The organism is Micromonospora sp. WMMC273 (genome assembly GCF_027460285.1).
Taxonomy (GTDB): domain Bacteria; phylum Actinomycetota; class Actinomycetes; order Mycobacteriales; family Micromonosporaceae; genus Micromonospora; species Micromonospora aurantiaca.
The window spans coordinates 1,154,985-1,175,115 of record NZ_JAPZBE010000001.1 but is presented as its reverse complement, the minus strand read 5'-3'; the positions used below and the strand labels follow the sequence as shown (position 1 = coordinate 1,175,115).

At 74.4% G+C, this 20,131-nt stretch carries 16 protein-coding genes and 1 riboswitch; of the genes, 5 read left to right on the top strand and 11 right to left on the bottom strand.

The features are described 5' to 3' along the window. The first annotated feature begins 28 nt into the window (after positions 1-28). Positions 29-3,676 carry a fibronectin type III domain-containing protein gene (locus tag O7611_RS05685; protein WP_269696321.1) on the top strand — a complete coding sequence of 1,216 codons (3,648 nt, stop codon included), beginning with the start codon at positions 29-31 and terminating at the stop codon, positions 3,674-3,676. 126 nt (positions 3,677-3,802) lie between these two features. On the opposite strand, the gene pspM is transcribed toward O7611_RS05685, so the two are convergent. From pspM to O7611_RS05650, 7 genes are all read right to left on the bottom strand, one after another. Beyond that, positions 3,803-4,564: a phage shock envelope stress response protein PspM gene (gene pspM, locus O7611_RS05680; protein WP_269696320.1), complete on the bottom strand. Its 762-nt coding sequence runs from the start codon at positions 4,562-4,564 to the stop codon at positions 3,803-3,805. A gap of 16 nt (positions 4,565-4,580) precedes the next feature. Next, on the bottom strand, positions 4,581-5,432 hold the full coding sequence (locus O7611_RS05675; protein WP_091419792.1) for a PspA/IM30 family protein: 852 nt from the start codon (positions 5,430-5,432) through the stop codon (positions 4,581-4,583). A 127-nt stretch (positions 5,433-5,559) separates the two neighbouring features. Continuing rightward, complete coding sequence (locus O7611_RS05670) at positions 5,560-6,000, bottom strand: helix-turn-helix domain-containing protein (RefSeq protein ID WP_194799816.1); 441 nt, start codon at positions 5,998-6,000, stop codon at positions 5,560-5,562. A 210-nt stretch (positions 6,001-6,210) separates the two neighbouring features. Then, the gene (locus tag O7611_RS05665; protein WP_194799815.1) at positions 6,211-6,753 is read right to left on the bottom strand and encodes a CinA family protein; all 543 of its coding nucleotides are present in this window, start codon (positions 6,751-6,753) and stop codon (positions 6,211-6,213) included. A gap of 71 nt (positions 6,754-6,824) precedes the next feature. Further along, positions 6,825-7,406 carry a CDP-diacylglycerol--glycerol-3-phosphate 3-phosphatidyltransferase gene (pgsA, locus tag O7611_RS05660; protein WP_194799814.1) on the bottom strand — a complete coding sequence of 194 codons (582 nt, stop codon included), beginning with the start codon at positions 7,404-7,406 and terminating at the stop codon, positions 6,825-6,827. A gap of 47 nt (positions 7,407-7,453) precedes the next feature. Then, entirely contained in the window at positions 7,454-8,956 is a 1,503-nt protein-coding gene (rimO, locus tag O7611_RS05655; RefSeq protein WP_194799813.1) for a 30S ribosomal protein S12 methylthiotransferase RimO, read from the bottom strand. 50 nt (positions 8,957-9,006) lie between these two features. Then, the gene (locus O7611_RS05650) at positions 9,007-9,930 is read right to left on the bottom strand and encodes an ornithine cyclodeaminase family protein (protein ID WP_194799843.1); all 924 of its coding nucleotides are present in this window, start codon (positions 9,928-9,930) and stop codon (positions 9,007-9,009) included. A gap of 96 nt (positions 9,931-10,026) precedes the next feature. Further along, positions 10,027-10,092: riboswitch (guanidine-III (ykkC-III) riboswitch) on the top strand. A gap of 59 nt (positions 10,093-10,151) precedes the next feature. Here O7611_RS05650 and O7611_RS05645 point away from each other — a divergent pair. Together O7611_RS05645 and O7611_RS05640 are read left to right on the top strand one after the other, a co-directional pair. Further along, the gene (locus O7611_RS05645; protein ID WP_194799812.1) at positions 10,152-10,466 is read left to right on the top strand and encodes a DMT family transporter; all 315 of its coding nucleotides are present in this window, start codon (positions 10,152-10,154) and stop codon (positions 10,464-10,466) included. Between the two features lie 84 nt (positions 10,467-10,550). Next, positions 10,551-10,796 (top strand): hypothetical protein, encoded by a 246-nt coding sequence (locus O7611_RS05640; protein ID WP_194799811.1) that lies wholly within the window; start codon positions 10,551-10,553, stop codon positions 10,794-10,796. A 63-nt stretch (positions 10,797-10,859) separates the two neighbouring features. On the opposite strand, the gene O7611_RS05635 is transcribed toward O7611_RS05640, so the two are convergent. Further along, positions 10,860-13,316, bottom strand: coding sequence for an FtsK/SpoIIIE family DNA translocase (locus O7611_RS05635; protein ID WP_269696319.1), 2,457 nt, complete (start codon positions 13,314-13,316; stop codon positions 10,860-10,862). A 113-nt stretch (positions 13,317-13,429) separates the two neighbouring features. Here O7611_RS05635 and O7611_RS05630 point away from each other — a divergent pair, with 113 nt between their 5' ends. Both O7611_RS05630 and O7611_RS05625 read left to right on the top strand, forming a co-directional pair. Continuing rightward, the gene (locus O7611_RS05630) at positions 13,430-13,909 is read left to right on the top strand and encodes a YbjN domain-containing protein (protein WP_194799809.1); all 480 of its coding nucleotides are present in this window, start codon (positions 13,430-13,432) and stop codon (positions 13,907-13,909) included. Beyond that, on the top strand, positions 13,906-15,555 hold the full coding sequence (locus tag O7611_RS05625; protein WP_194799808.1) for a YbjN domain-containing protein: 1,650 nt from the start codon (positions 13,906-13,908) through the stop codon (positions 15,553-15,555). The genes O7611_RS05630 and O7611_RS05625 overlap by 4 nt, the downstream gene beginning before the upstream one ends. A 145-nt stretch (positions 15,556-15,700) precedes the next feature. On the opposite strand, the gene O7611_RS05620 is transcribed toward O7611_RS05625, so the two are convergent. From O7611_RS05620 to dapA, 3 genes are all read right to left on the bottom strand, one after another. Further along, a complete protein-coding gene (locus O7611_RS05620) occupies positions 15,701-17,251 on the bottom strand; it encodes a S1 family peptidase (RefSeq protein WP_194799807.1) in 1,551 nt (516 codons plus the stop codon). Between the two features lie 174 nt (positions 17,252-17,425). Further along, positions 17,426-19,114 (bottom strand): ribonuclease J, encoded by a 1,689-nt coding sequence (locus O7611_RS05615; RefSeq protein WP_135243833.1) that lies wholly within the window; start codon positions 19,112-19,114, stop codon positions 17,426-17,428. Between the two features lie 51 nt (positions 19,115-19,165). Further along, a complete protein-coding gene (gene dapA / locus O7611_RS05610) occupies positions 19,166-20,092 on the bottom strand; it encodes a 4-hydroxy-tetrahydrodipicolinate synthase (RefSeq protein WP_194799806.1) in 927 nt (308 codons plus the stop codon). Between the last annotated feature and the right edge of the window lie 39 nt (positions 20,093-20,131).

Below are 20,131 nucleotides of genomic sequence, written 5' to 3'. Positions count from 1 at the left end.
CCGGCGCGCCCCGACCCCGGGGAGAGCCATGGTGCTGTTCCGCCGCAGCCGGCCCGGACGCCCGGACCGCGCCGCCGTCGTCGCCGTCGAGACCGCGCCCACCGGTGACCCGACGCCGGCCGGTTCCGTCGCGCCCGCCGTTCCGGCCGCCCGGGACGGCGACGACGAGCAAGGTCGGGCGCCTGCGAGCCTGGACCCGACCGCCGTCCCGCGCCTGTTCGGCCCGGTGCCGAACACCGCCGCCAGCCCGCTGCCCACGCTCGACCCGGACGGCCGCCCGGTACCCGGCACCGGCATCCGCAAGTTCGTCGACCCGCTGCCGCTACCAGGGCAGCCGGCCACCGCCGGGCTCGGCGCCCGCCTGCCGGTCGCCGTCCCGGACACCATCACCTGGCCGGGCTGCGACTACTACGAGATCGGCCTCCAGGAGTACGCGCAGCGCCTGCACCGCGACCTGCCGGCCACCCGGCTGCGCGGCTACCGGCAGCTCAATCTGGGCACCGACGCCTCCGGCCACAACACGGTCAACCCACCCGACCGTCCCTGGCACCTCGGCCCGATGATCGTGGCCCGGCGGGGCCGCCCGGTCCGGATCAAGTTCATCAACCAGCTCCCCACCGGACGGGCCGGCGAGCTGTTCCTGCCTGTCGACGAGACTGTCGACGGCGCCGGGGCCGGGCCGCTCGACGGCCCCGCGCCGTACCCGCAGAACCGCGCCGTGCCGCACCTGTCCGGCGCGCAGACCGGGTGGATAAGCGCCGGCAACCCGTGGCAGTGGGTCACCCCGGCCGGCGAGATCACCCCGTACCCGACGGGTGCCTGTGTGACGCCGGTGCCGGACATGCCGCCGCCCGGCGCGGGCGCCACCACGCTGTACTTCCCGAACGACCAGAGCGGCCGGCTCATGTGGCTGCACGACAACACGCTCGGCCTGTCCCGGCTCACCGTCTACTCCGGGCAGATCGCGCTCTACCTGCTCACCGACCCGGCCGAGGAACGGCTCGTCGACGACGGCGTGCTCCCCGCCGACCAGCTCCCGCTGGTGATCGAGGACAAGACGTTCGTCCCCGACGACGCGCAGCTCGCCGCCCAGGACCCCACCTGGGACCGGGACCGCTGGGGCGCCAGGGGCAGCCTCTGGCACCCGCACGTCTACCAGCCGCGGCAGAACCCGTACCGGCTCACCGGCACCAACCCGACCGGCCGCTGGGACTACGGGCCGTGGACCCACGACCCGGACGGCGGCGCCAGCCCGTGGGTCGCCCCGGTGCCGAACCCGCACCACGACCCCGACACCGACCCGGACGAGCCGCCGCTGGTACCGGGCGTGCCGCACCCGTCGGCGGTCCCCGACGCGTACGGGGACACCCCGCTCGTCAACGGCGTGGCCTACCCGTACCTGGAGGTCGCGCCGCGGGCGTACCGGTTCCGGATTCTCAACGCCTGCGCGGACCGCGCGCTCAACCTCCAGCTCTACCGGGCCGCCTCGGACGCGCCGATGTGGGACGAGGACGGCAGCCAGGCCGACCCGGGCGCCGGTGAGGTGCCGATGGTCGAGGCGGTACGCGCCCCCGGACGGCCCGCGTACTGGCCGGCGGACGGGCGCGACGGCGGCGTGCCCGACCCGGCCGCCGCCGGACCCGAGATGATCCAGATCGGCAACGAGGGCGGCCTGCTCCCCGCGCCTGTGGTGCTGACCAACCGGCCGGTGGACTACCGGTACGACAGGCAGGACCCCACGGTGCTCAACGTGGACGGGCACGCGCTGCTGCTCGCCCCCGGCGAACGGGCCGACGTGGTGGTGGACTTCTCCACAGTGCCGCCCGGCAGCACGCTCATCCTCTACAACGACTGCCCCGCGCCGCTGCCCCGGTTCGACCCGCGCTACGACCACCACACCGGCGCGCCCGACCGGACCGCCGCCGGGGGTCTGCCGCCCACCCGACCCGGGTACGGCCCGAACACCCGCACGCTGCTCCAGATCCGGGTCACCGGCACCCCCGCGCAGCCGTACGACACCCGGCGGCTGGCCGACCGGTTGCCCGGGGCGTACGCCCGCAGCCAGCCGCCGCCGATCGTGCCGCAACCCGCGTACGACACCGCTATCGGCACCACCACCCCGCGCCCGACGCTCGTCGCCGCGCGGGCCACCTCGGTCACGTTCACCCCGGCGGGCGCGACCGCCCCGGTCACGTTGCCGCTGGCGGTGAAGTCGGTCGGGCAGGTGTTCGAGGCCCGGCACGGCCGCGCGGTGGGACGGCTCGGCGTCGGCCACCCGGTCGCCGGACCACTCGCCCCGGCGACCCTGCCGCTGGGCCCGGCCGACCCGGCCACCGAGGTGCTGCACGCCACCGACCCGGCGGTGGCGGTCGGCGCGCCCGGCGACGGCACGCAGCTCTGGCGGATCGTCGGCGACGCCCCGCGTACCCATCCCGTCCACATCGAGGGCTGCGACGTACAGCTCGTCAACCGGGTCGGCTGGGACGGCACGGTCCGCCCACCGGACCCGGGCGAGCTGGGCTGGAAGGACACCGTCCGGGTCAACCCCCGGGAGGACGTCGTGGTGGCGCTGCGTCCCGTCCCACCAGCCCTGCCGTTCAAGATCGGCGACAGCGTACGGCTGCTCGACCCCACCCGCCCGGCCGGCGCACGGCTGGACGCCGGCCCGGTCAGCCCGGTCGACGGCCGCCCCGCTGTCGTGGTCAACCAGCTGGTCAACCTCGGCTGGGAGTACCGCTGGCAGACCCGCTCGGCCGGACTGCGCGACCAGGGCATGAGCCGCCCGCTGGTGGTGCGCGTGGCACCGAAGGCGCCGACCGGGCTCACCGCCACCCCGGCACCGGGCAGCGCCACCGCGCTCCCCGCCATCGCGCTGACCTGGACCGGCAACGGCAGCCGGCCCGTACCCACCAGCCACCGGCTGCAACGCGCCACCGACAGCACCTTCACCACCGGCCTGACCGAGATCACGGTGGCGGCCACCGCCACCCGGTACACGGACGCCACAGTCACCCCCGGCGTCACCTACCACTACCGGATCCGCGCCGAGAACGCGGTGAGCTGCTCGTCCTGGTCCAACGCGGTACCGGCGGCGGTGCACCTGTCCGCGCCGACCCGGGTGACAGCGGTGCTGCCGCCGACCGGGCCGCTGCGGGTGGCGCTGCGCTGGGCCAACCACTCCTTCGCGACAGGGGTGGACGTTCAGCGGGCCACGAACCCGACGTTCACCAGCGGTCCGGGCACCACGGCCATCGCCGTGGGCGAGTCCCACGTGGACCCAGCGGTCGCGCCGGACACCACGTACTACTACCGGGTACGCACGACGTACCTGGGTGCCGCCTCACCCTGGTCGACTGTGGCGACGGTGACCACACCGGCCCGGCCGGTCGCCCCGACCGCTGTGAGCGTCACCGCGAGCGTGTCCGGGCCGGACACCGCCAGCGTGACGGTGACCTGGTCGGCGCCGACGCCGGCCGGACCGGGCGCCGGGTTCGTCGTGCAGCGCGCCACCGACGCCGCCTTCACCCGCGAACCGGCGACGTTCCACGTGGCCGGCCGAGGCTTCACCAACACCGGCCTCGCGCGAGGAGTGACCTACCACTACCGGGTACGCGCGACGAACGTCGTAGGCACATCCCCCTGGACCCCCTCCACACGCACCACAACCCCCACCTGACCCCGCCCCCTCTCCCCCGCGCCACCGCAGGGTTGATCATGAAGTTGGCGGCCGAAATGGAGATCGAAATGCCGTCAACCTCATGATCGACCGCGCTGGTCGGGCGCGCCGGGCGGGGAGGGACTGTCAGGGGGCGCGGAGCGGGGTGCGCAGTTCGGCCAGGGCGGAGGCTACGCCGTGCAGCAGGTCGGTGGCCTCGGTCAGGCGCGCGGCGGACGGGTGCTCGGTGTTCGGGCGCGCGTCCTCGGCCACGTAACCGGCGGCGGCCACCACCAGCCGCTCGTACGCGGCCACCCCGTCCTCCAACTGGGCCACGAGCGTGGCGTGCACCTCGTTCAGCTGGCTCTGCGGGGTCAGCTTCGCCGCGCGTTCCACGCCCGCCACCCGGTTCGCCAGCTCACGCAGGGACCGGTCGGCCTCGGCCGCCTCCCGGACCGCCGGCTCGGCCAGCCCGGTCAGCCGCCCGGCCAGCCCGGCCAGGGTGAGCGCGGCCCGGTCCAGCCGGGCCCACGACTCGGCCGCGGCGGTGCCGCGCAGCGCGAGGCGGGAGCGGACCCGGCGTACCTCGGCCACGACGCCCGGCCCGACTGGGAGCCGTTCGACGGCGGCGACCAGCCGGGCGCGGGAGCGGGCGGCGGCCTCGGCCGGATCCAGGGCGGGCGGTGGCGGCACGGCGGCCAGCGCCCGGTGATCGACCCAGCGCCAGGCGGCCACCGCGATCGCGCTGCCCGCGGCGCCGGCCCAGGCCGCATCCGCCAGGCCCAGTCCGGCGTACGGAGTCAGCACCGCGGCGGCGCCGCCGAGCCCTCCCGCCAGTACGCTCCACCGCCGCGCCGAGTTGCGTAGCCGGCGCAGCCTCCGGAAGTGCCGGGCCCGTTCGTCCGCCATCGTGTCCGCCCCTCCGTCAGCCGGTAGTGGTCTCCCCGGTGCCACGCTCCCGGCTCATGCTGGCTCGGATCTCGTCGAGCCGGGCGGCGGCGGCCGGGTCGGCCGGCTGCCCCACGGCGGGGGTCTCGGACCGGCTGCCGAGCTGCTCGCCGGCCATGCTCGACCGGATCTGTTCCAGTCTCGCCGATCCGGCCGAGTCGAGCGTGGCCTTCTGGATCTCCAGCATCCGGCCCTCGACCGAGTTGCCGGCCAGCTCGGCGCGGCCCATGGCGGTGGCGTAGCGGCGTTCGATCCGGTCGCGTACCTCGTCCAGCGAGGGGGTGTTTGCGGGCGCGGTGAGCGACGACATCGACTCCAGCGAGCGGGCCACACTCTCCTGCATCTTGGCCTGCTCCAGCTGGCTGAGCAGCTTGGTGCGCTCGGCCAGCTTCTGCTGGAGGATCATCGAGTTGTTCTCGACCGCCTTGCGGGCCTGCGCCGCCGCGCCGAGCGCCTGGTCGTGCAGGGTCTTGAGGTCCTCCAGCGCCTGTTCGGCGGAGACCAGCTGGGTGGCAAGCATCTGGGCGGTCTGCTCGTAGCGCCCGGCCTCGGTCTCGTCGCCCCGGCCCCGGGCCTGGTCGGCCACTGCGAGCGCCTGCCGAGCGTTGCCCTGGAGCTGTTCCACCTCGGTCATCTGCCGGGACAGCTTCATCTCCAGCTGGCGCTGGTTGCCGATCACCGCGGCCGCCTGCTGCACCAGCGCCTGGTGCTGGCGCTGTGCCTCCTCGACGGCCTGCTGGATCTGCACCTTGGGATCGGCGTGCTCGTCGATCTTCGCGCCGAAGAGCGCCATCAGGTACTTCCAACCCTTGACGAACGGGTTAGCCATCTCCGCCTCGTCCCCTCAGTAGCGTCGCGCCTACATCGTCCCAGCCGGACGCCACTCCGGCACCCGTACGCTCCTGATCAACAGTACGACGCGAACGCCAGCACTGCCCACGACGTGACAGCCGGGGTCAGGCGGCGCAGACCACATCCCGCTCGGCGGGGCGTACGCGGGTGCTGCGCAGCGTGGCCTTGAGGGGCGAGTCCTGCCGGACCTGGACGGCGACGCCGCCGTCGGAGGTGACCTGCCGGACACTCCTGTTCGTCGCCTTGCGGACGGCGGCCGGCGTCACCGGGGCCGGCTCGTCGGCCACCGGAACCAGCACGCCGGGCATCTGCTCGGCGAGGGCGACGGTGTCGCTCACCTCGCGGAGCAGCTCGGACAGGCGGGCGCCGAGCGCGTCGCAGATCGCGGCCAGCAGTTCGCTGGAGGGTTCCTTCTGGCCGCGTTCGATCTCGGAGAGGTAGCCGAGGCTGACGTTGGCGGCGGAGGAGACCTCGCGGAGGGTGCGGTGCTGCCCTTGCCTGCGTGCTCGCAGCGCGTCACCGATCACCCGGCGTAGCAGGACCATCGCACCTCCCCCTGAACGGGACCACCATCTCCGGCCGGAACGCGTCGCGCCGGACGCGGTGGACCGCTCCGGCGCCGACGGCGACCGCCGGAGCCTTCCCGCAACCGTACCCGTTGGTCGCCACGACGACATCCCACCCCGCCTCTGAAAATCCGGGCGGATCGACAGGTCCGGCGATCCCGCCGCCGGGCGTGTCGGCGCCGCGCGGGCTCACCGGCGGCCGGCCCCCGCCGCCTCGGTGGCGGCGTCGGCGGGGAGCTGGATGCGGTCGGCGAGCAGCCGCAGCGCCTCGATCACCGCGGCCGAGCGGATGTGGTCGCGGCCGCCCTCGAGGTCGAGCCGGCGCACCTCGGTGCCGTCCGGTCCGGCGACCGCCACGTAGACCAGGCCGACCGGCTTGTCGTCCTGCGGCTCCGGACCGGCCACGCCGGTGGTGGCCAGGCCCCAGTCAGCGCCGCAGCGCTGCCGTCCGCCCTCGGCCAGTGCCGCCGCCACGTCCGGGTCGACCGGGCCGCGGTCGGCGAGCAGGTCCTCCGGTACGCCGGCGAGCGTCGCCTTGAGTTCGGTGGCGTAGACCACCATGCCGCCCCGGTAGATCGAGCTGACCCCGGCGATCTCCACGATCGCGGCGGCGAGCAGGCCGCCGGTCAGCGACTCGACGGTGGCCAGCGTCTCGCCGCACTCGTGCAGGCGGTGCACCACGGCGGCCGCCGGGCTGCCGGCGGGCCGCTGGTTACTCGCGTCGGTGTCCATGCCCGCCCCCATTTCCCGCCCCACGCCGGCTTACTCGTCCGCCGCCCGGACCGACGGGCCCGCCGACCGGCTCAACGGGCCGGGCGGCGCAGCCGCAACGCCTGGGCGATGTAGTCGAACCCGGTGACCACGGTGACCACCACGGCCGCGCCCATGATCCACGGGCCGACCGCGGCGAGCGCCTCCGGCATCGGCCAGAGGTACCAGGTGATGGCCAGGATCTGCAGCGCCGTCTTGACCTTGCCGCCCCGGCTGGCCGCGATCACTCCGTGCCGGATCACCCAGAAGCGCAGCCCGGTGATGCCCAGCTCGCGGGCCAGGATCACCACCGTCACCCACCAGGGCAGCAGGTCGTAGACGGAGAGCAGCAGCAGGGCGGCGCCGGTGAGCGCCTTGTCGGCGATCGGGTCGGCGACCTTGCCCAGCGAGGTGACCAGTTCGTACCGGCGGGCGATCCAGCCGTCGACCAGGTCGGTCGCGGAGGCCACCACGAAGATCAGGCAGGCCGTCATCCGCCAGCCCGCGTGGCTCATGCCGGAGGCGATCACGGTGGCCACGAAGACCGGCACCAGCATCAGGCGCGCGCCGGTGAGCACGTTCGCCGCGTTGAGCAGCGGTACGGGGGCAGCGGCCGTCGACTCCGCTCCCGTCATGTCCCGCATCGCCCCACGTGGCTTCCCCGCTCCATCAGGGCCCGCCGTCACCGTACCGCGCCGGGCGCCGCCGAGATCATCTCATCCGGTACGGCTACCAGGTCCACGCCCTCGGTCGCCGTCACCGTGGCCCGGACCAGGTCACCGGGGCGCAGCGCGGCCAGATCGACGCCGCCGCCGACCGGCGCCACGAGCGTGGTCGAGCCGTCGACCTCGGGCGCCTGGTGGGCGGCCCGCCCCTCCACCGCGCCGTCGGCGATCGAGTCCACGAGCACCTCCACCGTCGCGCCGAGGCGTTCCTCGGCGCGCTGCGAGCAGAGTTCGTCGGCCAGCGCGCTGAGCCTGTCGTACCGCCGCTTGATCGTGGCGGCGGAGACCTTGCCGGTGAGTCCGGCGGCCTCGGTGCCGTCCTCGTCGCTGTAGTCGAACATGCCGATCGCGTCCAGCCGCGCCTCGGTCAGGAACCGGACCAGCTCGGCCACGTCCTGCTTCGTCTCGCCGGGGAAGCCGACGATGAAGTTGCTGCGCGCGCCCGCGTCCGGCGCCAGCGCGCGGGCGGAGGCGAGCAGTTCCAGGAACCGGTCGGTGGAGCCGAAGCGCCGCATCCGGCGCAGCACCGGCTCGCTGGAGTGCTGGAACGACAGGTCGAAGTAGGCGGCCACGCCCGGCGTGGTGGCGATCACCTCGACCAGGCCGGGCCGGGTCTCGGCGGGCTGAAGGTAGCTGGCGCGGACCCGCACGATCCCGTCGATCGCGGCGAGCTGCGGCAGCAGCTTCTCCAGCGCGCGCGGGTCGCCCAGGTCCTTGCCGTACGAGGTGGAGTTCTCGCTGACCAGCACCAACTCGCGGACGCCGGTCTTGGCCAGCCACTCGGCCTCGGCGAGCAGCTCGTCCGGGGTACGCGAGACGAACGCGCCGCGGAACGCCGGGATGGCGCAGAACGCGCACCGCCGGTCGCAGCCGCTGGCGAGCTTCAGCGAGGCCACCGGGCCGGTGTCGAGCCGGTGCCGCAGCACCTGCCGCAGGTGGGCCGGGGTGTGCGCGTCGGTCTCCGGTGCGACCCGGGCCGGGGTGCCGTGCCCGGGCAGCGACACCGCCGCGTCGCGGCGCTTCACCGGGGTCAGCGGCAGCAGTTCCCGCCGGTCGCGGGGGGTGTGCGCGCCGATCGCCTCGCCGGCGAGCACCGAGTCGAGGCGGGCGGCGATGTCCGGGTAGTCGTCGAAGCTGAGCACGGCCTGCGCCTCGGGGAGACTGTCGGCCAGCTCACGGCCGTACCGCTCGGCCATACACCCGGCGGCGACGACCTTCGCGCCGGTGTCGGCGGCGGCCAGCAGCGTCTGGATCGAATCCTGCTTGGCCTTCTCGACGAACCCGCAGGTGTTCACCACCACCACGTCGGCGCCCTCGCCGTCGGTGGTGACCTGCCATCCGTCGGCGTGCAGCCGGGCGGCCAGCTCCTCCGAGTCGACCTCGTTGCGGGCACAGCCGAGGGTCAGCAGGGCGACGCGGCGCCCGTCGGATCGCGGGGTGGAGGAGGAGGCAGACACCATCCGAGGGTACCGGGCCGGTTCCGGTGCGCCGCGCACCCGTCCGGCCAGGGTCAGCGCGCGGACACGGCCACCCGGGCCAGCCGATCGAGGAGGAACACCTCCGTGCCGGCCAGGCCGGTGGAGCAGAAGACCGAGATCTGGTCCGCGGTGGTCCGGCCGGGAACCGCGCCGGCCAGCACCGCGCCCAGGTCGCGCAACCGCCCGGCGTACGGCTCGACGGCGGCGAGCATCGGCGGGACGTACGCGGCGGCCTGCCCGGGTGAGTCGGTGACCAGCAGGTCGGCGGCGTCGAGCAGGTCGGGGCCGAACTCGTGCCGGTCGACCTGCTTGAAGCCGACCGTGTTGACATGGGTGCCGGGGGCCAGGTCGGCGGCGTCGAGCACCGGGACGGTGCTGGTGGTGGCGAGCACCACGACGTCCCGGTCGCGTACCGCGGCGGCGGCCGAGCCGACGGCGCGGGCCGGCACGCCCAGCTCGGCGCGGACCCGCGCGGCGAACGCGTCCCGCCGGGCCGCCGAGCGGCTGTACACGGTCACCTCGCGCAGCGGCCGCACCGCCGCGGCGGCCCAGACCTGGGTCCACGCCTGCCGGCCGGACCCCACCACGCCGACTGTGGCGGCGTCCGCGCGGGCCAGCGCGTCCACCGCCACGCCACCGAGTCCTCCGGTACGCCGGGAGCCGAGTTCCTCGCCGACGGCGATGGCGCGTACCGCGCCGGTGCTCGCGTCGTGCAGCACGACGAGCTGACCGCTCTCCGGGTGGCCGAACGTGTCGTACGAGCGGAAGCCATACCACTGCCCGGTGAGGTGCCCGGCGGTGAGCACCATCCGGCCCCCGCCCAGCGGCGCGGACGCCCGGGGCGGGGCGATGAGCCGCCCGGCGTGCGCGGCCAGCAGCGCGTCCCGCATGGCCGCGACGGTGAGCGGGGCGTCCACGGCGGCCGCGACGTCGTCGTCGGAGAAGAGCAGGGTCATGTGTTCCATCGTGCAACCTGAAGTTGACGTCAACTCCACTCATGGTGGGCTTTCTCACCCCGCCGCCGGTCCGGCCCGCCCGGTGCTACCGTCGGCCACGACGGCCCGCGGGCCGTCCCGGACGAGTGGTGGGCGTACCCGGTCAGGCCAAGACGCCCCGTGTGACCCAACCGTCGCCCGGCCCGCTCCGCGCCGGGCCCGCCCGTCAGAGGTGATGTCCCGTGGCCTGGATCGTGCTGGTGATCTCCGGACTCCTGGAGACCGCGTGGGCGATCGCCCTTGATCGCAGCGCCGGTTTCACCCGTCCGCTCCCCTCCGCCGTCTTCGCCGTCACCCTGGTCGGCAGCATGGCCGGCCTGGCGTACGCGCTGCGCGACATCCCGGTCGGCACCGGCTACGCGGTGTGGGTCGGCATCGGTGCGGTGGGTACCGCGCTCGTCGGGATGCTCGCGCTCGGCGAGCCGGTCAACCTGCCGCGCGTGGCCTGCCTGCTGCTGGTGGTGGCCGGCGTGATCGGGCTGAAGCTGTTCAGCTGATCGCACGCATCCGGTTTGGACGATGCACCGCCCGGGGTACCCGGTCTCCCGTTGACCGACAGAGCGATCATCACGGAGGACCCCATGGCCGACATCCACGCCAGCGCCCGTCCGCGCAGCAACGCCGCCCGGATCTGCACGATCATCGCGTTCGTCTTCGCGGCCCTCGCGATCTTCCTGTCCCCGCTGATCTTCGGTGTCCTCGGCCTGATCCTCGGCATCGTCGGCGCCGTCCTCGGTGACAAGCCGCTGGGCTGGTACGCCGCCGCCGCGAGCGTGGTCGGCGCGATCATCGGCGCCGTGCTCGTCGCCGCGCTGCTCAACAACTGACCCGCGAACCGCCGACGGCGGCCCCACCCTCGGGTGGGGCCGCCGTCGTCCGTTGCGGGGCCGTCAGTCCTCGCCGCCGCGCAGGCCGGCCAGGACCTCCTCCAGCTCGTCCGGCTTGACCAGCACGTCGCGGGCCTTGGAGCCCTCGGACGGGCCGACCACGCCCCGGGTCTCCATCAGGTCCATCAGCCGGCCCGCCTTGGCGAAGCCGACCCGCAGCTTGCGCTGGAGCATCGAGGTCGACCCGAACTGCGAGGTGACCACCAACTCGACCGCCTGCACGAGCAGGTCCAGGTCGTCGCCGATGTCCTCGTCGATCTTCTTCTTGCTGTCCTGCGCCGGGGCGAGCACGTCCGGGCGGAACTCCGGCTCGCGCTGGTCCTTGCAGAACTTCACCACGTCGGCGATCTCGCGCTCGGTCACCCAGGCGCCCTGGATGCGCTGCGGCTTCGACGCGCCCATCGGCAGGAACAGGCCGTCGCCGCGGCCGAGCAGCTTCTCCGCGCCCGGCTGGTCCAGGATGACCCGGGAGTCGGCGAGCGAGGAGGTGGCGAACGCGAGCCGGGACGGCACGTTCGCCTTGATCAGACCGGTGACCACGTCCACCGAGGGCCGCTGGGTCGCCAGCACCAGGTGGATGCCGGCGGCCCGGGCGAGCTGGGTGATCCGGACGATGGAGTCCTCCACGTCGCGCGGCGCGACCATCATCAGGTCGGCCAACTCGTCCACGATCACCAGCAGGTACGGGTACGGCCGCATCTCCCGCTCGCTGCCCGGCGGCGCCTTGATCTCGCCGTTGCGCACCTTGCGGTTGAAGTCGTCGATGTGCCGGACCCCGTTGGCGGCGAGGTCGTCGTAGCGCATGTCCATCTCGCGGACGACCCACTCCAGCGAGTCGGCCGCCTTCTTCGGGTTGGTCACGATCGGCGTGACCAGGTGCGGGATGCCCTCGTAGCCGGTCATCTCGACCCGCTTCGGGTCGATCAGCAGCAGCCGCACCTCGTCCGGGGTGGCCCGGGTCAGGATGGAGACCAGCAGCGAGTTGAGGCAGGACGACTTGCCCGCGCCGGTGGCGCCCGCGATCAGGATGTGCGGCATCTTCGCGAGATTTGCCACCACGTAGCCGCCCTCGATGTCCTTGCCGAGCGCCACCACCATCGGATGGTGGTCGCTCGTCGCCTCGCGGGAGCGCAGCACGTCGCCGAGCGACACGTTCTCCGGGTCGGTGTTCGGGATCTCCACGCCGACCGCGCTCTTGCCCGGGATCGGGCTGAGGATGCGCACGTCCGGCGACTTCACCGCGTACGCGATGTTGCGGGACAGCTGGGTGATCCGCTCGACCTTGACGCCCGGACCCAGCTCCACCTCGTAGCGGGTGACCGTCGGGCCGCGGGTGAAGCCGGTGACGGCGGCGTCCACGTCGAACTGCTCGAAGACGCCGGTGAGCGCCGCGATCACCTCGTCGTTGGCCTTGCTGCGGCTCTTCGGCTTGGCGCCGCTGCCGAGCAGGTTCGCCGGCGGCAGCGTGTAGTCGCCGGCGAGCCCGGTCAGCGCGAGCTGCTCGGCGCGGGTGGGCAGCGGCGAGTGCTCCGGCGGCTCGACCGGCTTGCGGTTCGCCGGCACCTTGGGCGGCTTGCGCGGCAGGACCAGGGTCTCCTGGAGGTCGACGCCCGCCAGCTCGTCGTCCGGATCGAGCGGCTCCAACGGCGGCGGCATCCGCTTCGCGGGCCGCTTGCGGGCCGGCTTCGCCGGCGCCTCGTCCTCGGCGAACTCCTCGTCGACGTCCGCTCCGGCCGGGTCGGCGCGCAGGCCGAGCCGCTCCGGGATCTTGTTGATCGGCGTCGCGGTGACCACGAGCAGGCCGAACACCAGCAGCAGGAGCAGCAGCGGCATAGCCACCCAGGCGGTCACCGCCGACTTCAGCAGGTCGCCCACGCCCGCGCCGATCAGGCCGCCCGCGAAGTCGCGCTGGACCTCGTCGACCGGGTTCTGCCCGATGTGCAGCATCGCGGCGGTCGCCAGCATCATCGAACCCCAGCCGACCAGGCCGCGACCGCGGTGCTCAGGATCGGCCGGGGTCCGCATCAGCCGCCACGCGCCGACCATGAACAGCACCGGAAGGATTATCGAGATGGCACCGATGAACAGCCGTACGGTGTCGGCCAGGTGCCGGCCCACCGGCCCGGCGCCGCCGCCCCAGATGCCCACCGCGCTGAGGATGGCCAGGCCGAACAGCAGCAGCCCGGCGCCGTCGCGGCGGTGCTCCGGATCCAGCTCCCTCGTGGACGCGGCCTGCCGCCCGGCGGCCCGGAACGTCCAGCCGACCGTGTGGGCCAGTCCCATCCAGACGGCGCCGACCGCCCGGCCGACGAACGCGGCCGGGCTCGGCCCGGGAGCCGGTCGCCGCCGCGCCGGCTTCCGCGCCGCCGCCTTCTTCGCCGGTTGCCGGGCGCGGTTGTTCGTGGTGCCACGCGGCGACGCGCCGCGCCGCCGGCTCGCCTGAGAGGTACGGCCCGCCATAGAGTCACGGTAACGGCGGCACCCGGTGGATCGCCGCTTTTCCGGGTCGTGTCCGCGCGTCGCAGCACGGGTCGGACCGTCGTTTGTGTTATTCGCCTCAGAAGGGATGCCCGATGGCGTCGCCGGAGATCGAGGACGGTCCGGACGGTCCGCTGGCCGGACACCCGCAGGAACTGCGTCCGCTGACCGGTGAGCTGATCGCCGCCGTGCTCGGCCACCGGGGGTACGCGGTGGCCGAGGAACCCGACGGCGCGCTGGTGGGCCGCTGGGAGCGGAACCTGATCTGGTTCCACCGCCGGGGCGCGGCCGGTGAGCTGCTCCAGGTGCGCACCGTCGTCGCGCACCACTTCGGCATCGAGCGTGTGCCCGAGCTGCACGCGTTCTGCAACACGTGGAACCACGACCGGCTCTGGCCGAAGGCGTACGTGCACGTCGCCGACGACGGGTCCGCCCAGGTGTGCGGCGAGGTCACCACCGACCTGGAGCGCGGGGTGACGCCGCACCAGCTCGACCGGCTCGTCGACTGTGGCGTGACCACCGGGTGCCAGCTCGCCGCCGCCGTCGACGAGTTGGCCGGCGGGACGCTCCGGTGACCACGGCACGCGACAGGGGGCTGGCCGCCGCGCTCGCCGACGCCCGGGACCGGCCCGACGGCGCGGAGCGCTGCGCCGAGCTGGAGCGGATCGCGTCGCGGGCGGACGCCACCGGCGATCCACGTACCGCGGTGTCGGCGCGGTTCGCGCTGGTCGAGGCGTACCTGCACCGGGGTGAACGGTGGCGGGCGGTGGAGCCGGTCCGGCGGATGCGGGCCACGCTGGACGGGCACCCCGGACTGCTGGACGCCCGCCCGGACGAGCTGACCCGGTTGCGCCGGCATCAGCGGCAGGCGGTGGAGGCGTCGTTCGGCACTCCCCGGGTGGGCCTGGACCAGGCCCGGTCCCTGTTGGACGCGCTCGCCGGGGAGCTGGGCGAGGACGCGGCGCCGGTGGCGGAGCTGCGCTGCCGGCTCGCCGACCACCTCGGCGACGAGCCGGCGGCCCGGCGGGCGTACGAGCGCTGGTCGGCGGCGGACGCGAACGACCCGGTGGGTGGCTGTGCGGGGTGCGCCCCGGCGCGACGGGCCGACCTGCTGGCCGGCTGGGGCGAGCCGGACGCGGCACTGGCGGCGCTGGCACCGGCGCTGATCGGCTGGGTCGAGCCGCAGGCGCCACCGACCCGGCGGGGCGAGCGGCAGGCGGCAGCGGCCGGCGCGACGGCCTGCACCGACCAGCCGGAACGGGCGCTCACCGTTGGGCTGCTGCCGTGGCTGCGTACCGGCGCGGTGACGCGGGCCGCCCGGGCGCACGTGTACGCGTACCGCCGGCACCGCGGCGAGAAGACGGCGTTCCCGCTGCTCGCCGCGCACCTGCGCTTCTGCGCGCTGGGCGGCTACCTGCATCGTGGGCTGGAGATCCTCACCGAACAGCTGCCCGAGCTGGACCGCCCGGCCGACGACCTGTCCGCGATGGAGTTCGCGGCGGCGGGCGCGCTGCTGTGCGGACTGGCCGCCGAGGCCGGGCTGGGCGGGCGGCGCATCCACCGCCCGGGGCACGGTTCCCGGCCGGCGGCCGAGGTGGACGTGGCGACGCTCGGTACGCAGTTGCAGGCACTGGCGACGGCGCTCGCCGGCAGCTTCGACGCCCGCAACGGCACCGGGCACCAGTCCGGCCGGATCGCCTCCTGGCTGGCCGAGCGGCCGCTCGCCGCGCCGGTGTCGCTGGCTGCCGAGAGCGAGTTCGACGAGGAGCCGGACGCCGATGATCCGGCCGAACCCCTGCCGCCCGGGCCGGAGGAACCGGCACCGCTGGACGCGGCGCTGCTCGCCGCCGCGCTCGACGCCCGGGGCGAGCCGTACGCGGTGGAGCCGGACGGCACGCTCGCCGGGCGGTGGGGCGAGGCCACGATCCAGTTCCGTCTGCTCGGCCGGGACGGCGACGTGCTGCACGCCCGGGTGGTGGCGCAGCGGCGGCTGCCGGCCGGGCGGCGCGCCGAGGCGTACGCGTTCTGCAACGCCTGGAACCACGACCGGCTGCTGCCCGCCGCGTACGTGCACGAGCCCGGCGACGGGACGCTGGTACTGGCCGCGGGCGTCTCCACCGACCTGTCCTGCGGGGTGGCCCCGGCACAGCTCGCCGTGCTGGTGGCCGCCGCGATCCGCACCGGCACCGCGTACGCCGAAGCGGTCGCCGCGCTGCCCTGAGCCCCACCGAGGTGGCAGTACCCGGACGCGGCGCGGCCCCCGACCACCGGGCGGTGGTGGCTCCCGGAGGAACCGTGCCGCCGACGCGGCGCGGCCCCAGACCACCGGGCGGTGGTGGTCGGGGGCCGCGATCTGGGTGCGGCGGTCAGCGGGCGGAGAACGCCAGCGTGTACTCGCCGGAGCCGGACAACCCGACGACGCGGTACCGGTAGGCGCCGGCCGACGTCTCGGCGGTCAGCCGGGCCGTGCCGTCGGCGGTGGCCGCGCGGGCCACGGTGCGGAACGCGCCGCCGGTGAAGCGTTGCAGCTCCAGCACCATGCGGGCGCCGCCCGGCGCGGACAGGCACGCCTCCTGCGTGCCGTCGGGCACCCGGTAGAAGCGCCCGTCCGGCTGGATCTGGGTTCGTCCGGCGGCGATCCGGCCGGTCCGGCTCACCTGCCCGGAGCACTCGGTGTCGCCCGTCGGCGGGGTGGGCTCGGCGGTCGCCGGCGGCGTGGTCTCGCCGCCGCCCGCCGGCGGCTGCGTGGGCGCGGGCTGGTCGCCGGCGGTGACGAGCGTCAGGTCGTTGCGCTGGAGGATCTCGTTGACCGGCTGGAAGAACGTGATGCCGCCCCGGGTGCAGTCGCCGGATCCGCCGGACGTGACGCCCTGCGCCTGGTCACCGGAGAGCCACGCGCCGCCGGAGTCACCCGGCTCGGCGCAGACGTTCGTCCGGGTCAGCCCGGTGACGGTCCCCTCCGGGTAGTTGACTGTGGCGTTCTTCGCCTGGATCAGGCCGCAGCGGGTGCCGGTGGTGGAGCCGGACCGGCAGATCGACGCGCCCACCGGAGCCTCGGTGGAGCCGTTCACCGCCACCGTGCCGCCGTCGGCGAAGTCGGTCACCACGCCCTGCGGCGTCCAGTCGGCGTTCACCCGCACGAACGCCCAGTCGTCACCGGGGAACGAGGACGCGGCGAACGTGCCCTGGGCGACCCGGTTGGATCCGGTGGTGCGGTCCCCCGGCCGGCCGCAGTGCCCGGCGGTGACGAACCCGCCGACCACGGAGAAACCGACCGAGCAGCGGCCCGCGTTGTTGATCAGGTAGGCGTCGCCGCCCCGCACGTCGAACAGCGGACGCGGGGCCTCGTCGGCGGTCCGCACCCGGACCATCCCGGCCTTCGACCCGGCGGCGGCGGCGAGCCGGCGGCCGTCGGCCTCCGCGCCCGGCCGGGCGATCACGACCACGGCGTTGTCTGCCACGTCGACGTACCAGCCGGCCACGTCCGGGCTGGCGTCGGCGCCCGCCGCGTCCAGCCGGCTCTTGACCGCGTCCAGCTCGGCGACGCCCCGCGCGACCCGCTTCGGGACCGCGCCGGCCGCCCGTACCCGCGCCTCGCCGGCCGGGTCGGCCACCGCCACGGTGAGCGTGGCGCCGTCCGCGCTGAGCCAGCTGCCCCCGTAGCCGGCGCCGAGTTCGCCGCGCAGCCGGGTGACGGTGCCGGCCGCCCACCGCTCGGTCCGCAGCCGCTTCGCCGCCTGGTCGCGGGTCAGCGCGAGGTCGCGGCCCATCGCGTCGAGGACCTCCGGCGCGACGCCGTCGGCCGCCGGCGCGGCCCGCCGGGGTTCCTCACCGGCGAACGACGGTACGGTCACCGCCGCCGTCAACCCGGCCGCCGCCACCAGTACGCCGATGACTGTCATCCGTCTGCGGTCCATCCGCCACGCTCCTCCCGACCGGCGCAGGGGCACGCCGGCCGTCGGGAGGTACGGAGACGGACGCCGATCGGATGAGTACCGGCGGCATGTTTCGACGCGCCGTGCCGGGGCGTACCCGGAAAGCGACGACGCCGGCCCACCGCGGACGGTGGACCGGCGCGCGGCGCGGTCGGGTCAGACCTCGACGACGGTCGGGACGATCATGGGCCGACGGCGGTACGCGTCGTTGACCCAGCGGCCCACCGTGCGGCGGACGATCTGCTGGAGCTGGTGCGGGTCGGTGATGCCGTCCGCGGCGGCCCGGTTCAGCGCCTCGGTGACCAGCGGGACCACCGGGTTGAACGCCTCCGGGTCCTCGGAGAAGCCCTTCGCCGAAACGGTCGGCCCGGCGACCACCTTGCCGGTGACCGAGTCCACCACCACCGTCGCGGCGATGAACCCGCCGTCGCCGAGGATGCGGCGCTCGGTGAGCAGCGACTCGCTGACGTCACCGACGGCGAGACCGTCGACGTAGACGTACCGGCTCTTGACCCGCCCGACCAGGCTGGCACGGCCCTCGACCAGGTCGACCACGTCGCCGTCCTCGCAGAGCACGACCCGGTCCGGCGCGACGCCGGACTCGATGCCGAGCCGGGCGTGCGCCCGCAGGTGCCGCCACTCGCCGTGCACCGGCATCAGGTTGCTCGGGCGGACCACGTTGAGCAGATAGAGCAGCTCACCGGCCGGGGCGTGGCCGGAGACGTGCACCTTCGCGACGTCCTTGTGCACCACCACGGCACCGGCCCGGGCCAGCCGGTTGATCACGCGGTAGACCGAGGTCTCGTTGCCCGGCACCAGCGAGGACGCCAGCACCACGGTGTCGCCCGGCGCGATGGTGATGTGCCGGTGGTCGCCGCTGGCCATCCGGCCCAGCGCGCTCATCGGCTCGCCCTGCGAACCGGTGGACATCAGCACGATCTGCTCGGGCGGCAGGTTCGTGGCCTCCTCGATCCCGACCACCAGCCCGGCCGGGATGTTGAGCAGGCCCAGGTCGCGGGCGATGCCCATGTTGCGGACCATCGACCGGCCGATCAGCGCCACCTTGCGGCCGTGCTCGACGGCCGAGTCGAAGACCTGCTGCACCCGGTGCACGTGTGAGGCGAACGAGGCGACGATGATCCGCCCCTTGGCCTTCGCGAAGATCGAGTCGAGGACCGGGCCGATCTCCTTCTCCGGCGTGACGAACCCGGGGATCTCCGCGTTCGTCGAGTCGGACAGCAGCAGGTCGACGCCCTCGGCGCCGAGCCGGGCGAACCCGGCCAGGTCGGTGATCCGCCCGTCGAGCGGAAGCTGGTCCATCTTGAAGTCGCCGGTGTGCAGCACCAGGCCGGCCGGCGTACGGATGGCCACCGCGAGCGCGTCCGGGATCGAGTGGTTCACCGCGAAGAACTCGCACTCGAACGGGCCCAGCCGTTCCCGGCCGCCCTCCCGCACGGTCAGCGTGTACGGCTGGATCCGCCGCTCGGCCAGCTTCGCCTCGACGAGCGCGAGCGTGAACTGCGAGCCGACGAGCGGGATGTCCGGCTTGTGCGCGAGCAGGTACGGCACCGCGCCGATGTGGTCCTCGTGGCCGTGCGTGAGCACGATCGCCTGCACGTCGGCCAGCCGATCCAGGATCGGGCCGAAGTCGGGCAGGATCAGGTCCACGCCCGGCTGCTCGACGTCGGGGAACAGCACCCCGCAGTCGACGATCAGCAGCTTGCCGTCGTACTCGAAGACGGTCATGTTCCGGCCGATGGCGCCGAGTCCGCCGAGCGGGATGATCCGCAGGCCGCCCTCGGGCAGCGGCGGGGGCAGTTCACCCTCGATGTGCGCCTCGGTCACGCGTCACCTCATTCTGCGACGCCGTCGCGCGGCGTCCGTCGTGTCGTTGATTCATTCGGGCAGGGGCAGGCCCGCCGCGGCGCAGTCGGCGCGCAGCTGGGCCAGTTCGTCACCGGTGGCGTCGACGAGCGGCGGCCGCACCGGACCGGCCGGGCGACCCTGCGTCCCCAGGCCGGCCTTGACCAGGATCGTGCCCTGGGTGCGGAAGATGCCGGTGTAGAGCGGCAGCAACCGCCGGTGCAGGGCGAGCGCCCGGGCGTTGTCGCCCGCCTCGAACGCCTCGATCATCTGCTTGGTCAGCGCGCCGGTGAAGTGGGTGGAGGTGCCGACCACGCCGACCGCGCCGATCGACAGCATCGGCAGGGTGAGCGCGTCCTCGCCGCTGTAGTAGGCCAGGTCGGTGCGGGCGAGCACCTCCGCGGTGGCGAGCAGATCGCTCTTGGCGTCCTTCACCGCGACGATCCGGCCGTGCTCGGCGAGCTTGACCAGCGTCTCGGTGGCGATCGCGACCCCGGACCGGTGCGGGATGTCGTAGAGCATGACCGGCAGGCCGGTCGAGTCGGCGACCGTGGTGAAGTGACGCAGCAGACCGGCCTGCGGCGGCTTGTTGTAGTACGGCGTGACCACCAGCAGGCCGTGTGCACCGGCCTTCTCGGCCTGCGTGGCCAGCTCGACGGTGTGCCGGGTGTCGTTGGTGCCCACCCCGGCGACGATGCGGGCCCGGTCGCCGACCGCCTCGACCACGGTGCGGATCAGCGACTCCTTCTCCGCCTCCGTGGTGGTCGGGGACTCACCGGTGGTGCCGTTGAGGACCAACGCGTCGTTGCCCTGCTCGTCGACGAGGTATTCGGCCAGCCGGGCGGCGCCGTCGAGATCCAGGCCGCCGTCCGGCGTGAACGGGGTCACCATGGCCGTCATCACTCGCCCGAACGGGCGCGACGCGCCCCGGCTCGGGGCGGCGGAGTGGTCGTGCGTCATGCTCACAACCTAGCGGACGGCCGCCGGTGGCCCGGCGGC

Coding starts and splice junctions, on each gene's coding strand:
- O7611_RS05685 (WP_269696321.1), top strand. CDS start 29: ATGGTGCTGTTCCGCCGCAGCCGGCCCGGACGCCCGGACCGCGCCGCC.
- pspM (WP_269696320.1), bottom strand. CDS start 4,564: ATGGCGGACGAACGGGCCCGGCACTTCCGGAGGCTGCGCCGGCTACGC.
- O7611_RS05675 (WP_091419792.1), bottom strand. CDS start 5,432: ATGGCTAACCCGTTCGTCAAGGGTTGGAAGTACCTGATGGCGCTCTTC.
- O7611_RS05670 (WP_194799816.1), bottom strand. CDS start 6,000: ATGGTCCTGCTACGCCGGGTGATCGGTGACGCGCTGCGAGCACGCAGG.
- O7611_RS05665 (WP_194799815.1), bottom strand. CDS start 6,753: ATGGACACCGACGCGAGTAACCAGCGGCCCGCCGGCAGCCCGGCGGCC.
- pgsA (WP_194799814.1), bottom strand. CDS start 7,406: ATGACGGGAGCGGAGTCGACGGCCGCTGCCCCCGTACCGCTGCTCAAC.
- rimO (WP_194799813.1), bottom strand. CDS start 8,956: ATGGTGTCTGCCTCCTCCTCCACCCCGCGATCCGACGGGCGCCGCGTC.
- O7611_RS05650 (WP_194799843.1), bottom strand. CDS start 9,930: ATGACCCTGCTCTTCTCCGACGACGACGTCGCGGCCGCCGTGGACGCC.
- O7611_RS05640 (WP_194799811.1), top strand. CDS start 10,551: ATGGCCGACATCCACGCCAGCGCCCGTCCGCGCAGCAACGCCGCCCGG.
- O7611_RS05635 (WP_269696319.1), bottom strand. CDS start 13,316: ATGGCGGGCCGTACCTCTCAGGCGAGCCGGCGGCGCGGCGCGTCGCCG.
- O7611_RS05630 (WP_194799809.1), top strand. CDS start 13,430: ATGGCGTCGCCGGAGATCGAGGACGGTCCGGACGGTCCGCTGGCCGGA.
- O7611_RS05620 (WP_194799807.1), bottom strand. CDS start 17,251: ATGGACCGCAGACGGATGACAGTCATCGGCGTACTGGTGGCGGCGGCC.
- dapA (WP_194799806.1), bottom strand. CDS start 20,092: ATGACGCACGACCACTCCGCCGCCCCGAGCCGGGGCGCGTCGCGCCCG.